Source organism: Anoxybacillus andreesenii, assembly GCF_030813005.1.
GTDB lineage: Bacteria > Bacillota > Bacilli > Bacillales > Cytobacillaceae > Robertmurraya > Robertmurraya andreesenii.
In genome coordinates this window covers 1-4,062 of sequence record NZ_JAUSTU010000058.1, presented here as the reverse complement: position 1 = coordinate 4,062, position 4,062 = coordinate 1, and the positions used below count along the sequence as shown (strand labels likewise).

The 4,062-nt window shown below is 33.8% G+C and carries 5 protein-coding genes and 1 pseudogene; 5 read left to right on the top strand and 1 reads right to left on the bottom strand.

Annotation, left to right across the window (positions count from 1 at the left end):
- Positions 1-21 precede the first annotated feature (21 nt).
- From J2S07_RS21605 to J2S07_RS21585, 5 genes and pseudogenes are all read left to right on the top strand, one after another.
- Entirely contained in the window at positions 22-408 is a 387-nt protein-coding gene (locus tag J2S07_RS21605; protein WP_307152433.1) for a ClpX C4-type zinc finger protein, read from the top strand.
- Positions 409-593: 185 nt separating this feature from the next.
- A complete protein-coding gene (locus J2S07_RS21600) occupies positions 594-761 on the top strand; it encodes a hypothetical protein (protein WP_370872918.1) in 168 nt (55 codons plus the stop codon).
- Between the two features lie 472 nt (positions 762-1,233).
- On the top strand, positions 1,234-1,560 hold the full coding sequence (locus J2S07_RS21595; protein ID WP_307152432.1) for a PadR family transcriptional regulator: 327 nt from the start codon (positions 1,234-1,236) through the stop codon (positions 1,558-1,560).
- Between the two features lie 6 nt (positions 1,561-1,566).
- Positions 1,567-2,325: an HAAS domain-containing protein gene (locus J2S07_RS21590; RefSeq protein ID WP_307152431.1), complete on the top strand. Its 759-nt coding sequence runs from the start codon at positions 1,567-1,569 to the stop codon at positions 2,323-2,325.
- Between the two features lie 295 nt (positions 2,326-2,620).
- Positions 2,621-3,004 (top strand): annotated as a pseudogene (locus J2S07_RS21585) (nucleotidyltransferase family protein); the annotation flags it as partial.
- A gap of 159 nt (positions 3,005-3,163) precedes the next feature.
- Here J2S07_RS21585 and J2S07_RS21580 read toward each other — a convergent pair.
- Positions 3,164-3,652, bottom strand: coding sequence for a hypothetical protein (locus tag J2S07_RS21580; RefSeq protein WP_307152430.1), 489 nt, complete (start codon positions 3,650-3,652; stop codon positions 3,164-3,166).
- Between the last annotated feature and the right edge of the window lie 410 nt (positions 3,653-4,062).

Here is a 4,062-nt window from a genome sequence, read left to right as displayed (position 1 = left end):
CGTTTACCATTATTATTTTTCATGTCGATCAACCTCCGTGTGTTAGTTAAACTATACACTAAAGTTGTCTACGACATCTATCCTAACAGAGGGGGGTTATGTGAAGTAAAAACTAAAGATAGTCAACAAATAGAGAGACAACGATTCTATGAAGGAATGGCAATTGCTTATACGACTATTGCATTGAAATTAAAAGGGGAGTTTGATTATATAGAGCCGAAAGTTATTGACGAGCTATATAATGCAGTAGAGAAAAAACATGAGAGCAAAATTCATCCTGACCATGTTGATACCTGTTCTTTTTGCCGTAGAAGTAAAGAAGAAGTTGGAGACTTAGCTTTAGGACCAGGTGTTTCTATTTGTAGAGAATGCTTAAAATTTGGTGAAGAAATTATTAAATCCAATTGATAGACTGTTTGGAATGAAACAATGTCGGTTTCCTTCTGCCTATTAAATTAACGGAGTGAGATAGCTAAACGAGGGTGTCGCTTCATCACCTATTGCAGCGGGTTAATACAATAACAATTGTGGGTGATCTTTTACAATCATAACTGAGTAGTCTATTTTCTTCTTACGTTTTAGGGAGGTGCAAAATGGAGATTTATAAATTTGGCAAAGAGATTGGTAAGAAGGTTACAAAATTCAATTCAGATTTTGTTATGTTCGGGGTGAAAATGAGGAATACACAAAAGTCCAATCAGGGGATGCTGTTTTTTGGGGAAAAGATGAATGGCATGCAACAAAAACAGTTACAGGATTGACCGCTATTGTTATTGAGAGTGAAGAATTAAGTCCATCTACATTTATGTCTTTAAGGAGATAGGTTTTTTTACGAAGGAGTTGGTTTCTTCAACAAGGAAACATCTTCGCTGTTATCCGACTTAAAGGAGGATGAATGATGGTCAAATACGAAAGATCAAGAAGAATACTATTGGATTTGGCCGTTTCTTTAGATGGATTTATCGAAGGTCCAAGAGGGGAATGGCGTCATTAAGGACATTCCAGAACCACCATCCATGCGAAAATAGCTTTCCCGAGAGGTCATGTTAGTGGAATAGGTAACAGTATTATTAAATATTACATTGCAAATTACTCAATTTATTATAAATAACTTGAGCTACTCTTCAAAATATGGTAATCTCCAACTATATTGTAATGCAAGATAGTTTTTTATTTACCCAACTATCTTGCATTGCAAGTTAGTTGGGTAAATCCTTCAAAGGAGGGAACTAATTGTCTTCGAGTCAAATACTTAAAGGGATTTTAGAGGGGTGCCTACTTTCGATTATTTCGAAAAAAGAAACCTACGGGTACGAAATGACGGAGAAATTGAGTGAATACGGCTTTACGATGGTTAGTGAAGGAAGTATTTATCCTTTGTTACTCCGTATGAAAAAGGAAGGTCTTGTTACAGTAAGTCAGAAAAAGCTACCCTCAGGTGGTCCGATGAGGAAATATTATTCCCTAACCGTGAAGGGACAAGATGAATTAGAGGGATTTAAGAAGAATTGGGCTGCTATCTCCAATAGTGTCCATCAGCTATTAAAGGAAGGAGATTAAAATAATATGCACATATCAATGGAAAGTCGAGACTTTTTGGAAAATCTAAGAGTGTATTTAATTTCAAGTGGTAAAAAAGAAATCGAAATTAATGAAATCATTGAAGAATTAGAAGATCATCTTTATGAAGCTGAAAAGAACGGAAAAAATATAGATGATATCATCGGCAAAAGCCCTAAAGAGTATATGGAGCAAGTAGCAAATGAAATATCTTTTGATTTGAAGGGATTAGTCAAATATATACCAATAGTTATGTTGGGAGCATTTGCTTTTATTCTTACGGGGAAAGCAATTCGTGGCTCTATAGAATTCTCAATCCTTGATTTAGTTGGTTATCCATTGATATTTCTACTTTACTTATTTATTACAGCCAGTGTGTTTAAATATGTCTCAAGTAGACAGTTCACGAAAATAAATGAACGGATCGTATTAGGACTAACCAGTATACTCCCATTTGTATTATTTATGGTTCTTCTCTATTTAAATAGCTCGATTAACACACCTGTTGTTGAATTTGGGATGATTGGAAATATCGTGGCAATCAGTTGTGCAACCATCATTTTTATTTGGATAGCTGTATGGAGTAAGTCTTGGGTGACTATTATTATTCCAATTCTCTTATTTTTGCCAGAAGGAATGATCAATCTGACTACTCTCCAAGATAAAACAAAGGCCATATTGAATGCTGTAATCCCTTTTTCTCTAATTGGAATCTATTTATTTATTTTATGGAATAAAGAAAGAATTAAAGGAAATACAAGATGATAAAAGGATTTATCAATGAATAGGATGAAAGGATATTAATTATAACTTCATATACATTTACGTAACAATGATTTTTATTTTAAAAAATACTATTTGAACCAATGTACCTAGACAAAATAAGCATTCATCCAAGAAGGGTTAATGCTTATTTTGTTGAAGTTAATATATTAAACCAGCCAATAGCTTCGTTGCTTTGACCATTGTAAGAAAAAGTGAAAAGCTTCGGATAAACTGCTTTGTAGATAAGTATCCAGTGCCTTATTAATACTCCATTGAGCTTTGAAAAATTCCTTTTTATTTTGAGCCCACTAATATTGATGAGTCAGAAGAAAAGAAACTCGAGGCATTGCTTAAATCCCGTATGCCAAACATTCCTTGGTCTGTTAAAAATGAGGCAAGAATGCACATAAAAAGTAATATGCCTCCGTATTCTTCTTCAGTTGATGCTATTTCTAAGTTTCCTGAAACAGCAACAGCTTTAGGGGTGAAATTGGATGAAAAAGACCAAGTGATCTTAACAGCCCCTTGTGGAATTAGTGATGTTGTCAACCTTGAGGTAAAGCCAACACCCTTTTTTACACAGACCAAAGAACGAGTGAAGATTTACGAAGACCGCATAACAAATAAGAATTGGAAATCCATTTGGCCTAATCTAAAAGTGTATCGTATATTAAGCTAGCTGTGGCTATTCTCTTCAAGTTGGAGAATAGCTTTTTTCTATTTACGTGAAAGTGAAGAATAGATGAACAATATATGGTAAATTAGTGAGCAAAAAGGAAGAGAATCTTTTCAAAATAATACAGGAGCCGCTTTTTTTATTTATTATGCTTATTAAGATTTATAGATTACCTTCATCTATTCCTATCTCAGACAAATCGATAAATTCTAGTTCCATTTTTGCTTCTGCTTTCGAACGATAAACGGTAATATTATCATAGGGTTTCAAGTTGTCTTGCCATGATTCTATATTACGCAGAAAATCTCCTCCGTTTTCAGAAATTATCAAGCACTCCAAATCCTTATTGATATAACAAATTGGTGCGTCACTTTCTAGGTCACATTGTTGGCCAACGGTTCCGATAAATCCACCTTTACTATCTTTTGCCATAATATCTACATGTGGAACCGTATAGAATTCTAAACGTGGAATATAATCGTCAAATATAAATTGAATATCATAATTGTTAGCATATTTTTGATACTCCTCATTTCTATCATAAATACTCATAGAAAAAATGGTTGTACCTGCCAATATAATCTCAGTATCTTTTAAAAATACATTTATGGCTCCAGTTAATTCTGTTCTATCTAGATAAACTTTTCGCATCTCTAACCTCCGTCAAATCTATATCTATGCCATGCTGCTTCTTGATACTTCATCATGGTCACAATGAGGACACACCTTTCCTCTTGAAAACCTATTTTCCTTAACTTCAGTAGCAAATGAGTCCAGTACGATTACTTCTTCAAGATAATTTAATATATCTTCTTATCTTGTTGCTCCTAAAGTCTTTATATCTTTTATTACTGATTCTACATTAGGCATACCAAGACCTCCATAATTTTATGCATAGTCTTTTTATACCTGAAACTTCCAGAAAATATCCATTTTCAACATTATTCTTAGACAGAGCCAAATTTTAAAATGGGGATGTCCGATAAGTCCTTAAAATAAAGCAAGTGGAGAAGAACGGATTGTTTTTCTCCACTTGCTTTTATATTTTTCCTCGGATCTTC

Excerpts from the sequence above, each read along its gene's own strand:
- J2S07_RS21605 (WP_307152433.1), top strand. The coding sequence starts at position 22 with ATGTCGATCAACCTCCGTGTGTTAGTTAAACTATACACTAAAGTTGTC.
- J2S07_RS21600 (WP_370872918.1), top strand. The coding sequence starts at position 594 with ATGGAGATTTATAAATTTGGCAAAGAGATTGGTAAGAAGGTTACAAAA.
- J2S07_RS21590 (WP_307152431.1), top strand. The coding sequence starts at position 1,567 with ATGCACATATCAATGGAAAGTCGAGACTTTTTGGAAAATCTAAGAGTG.
- J2S07_RS21580 (WP_307152430.1), bottom strand. The coding sequence starts at position 3,652 with ATGCGAAAAGTTTATCTAGATAGAACAGAATTAACTGGAGCCATAAAT.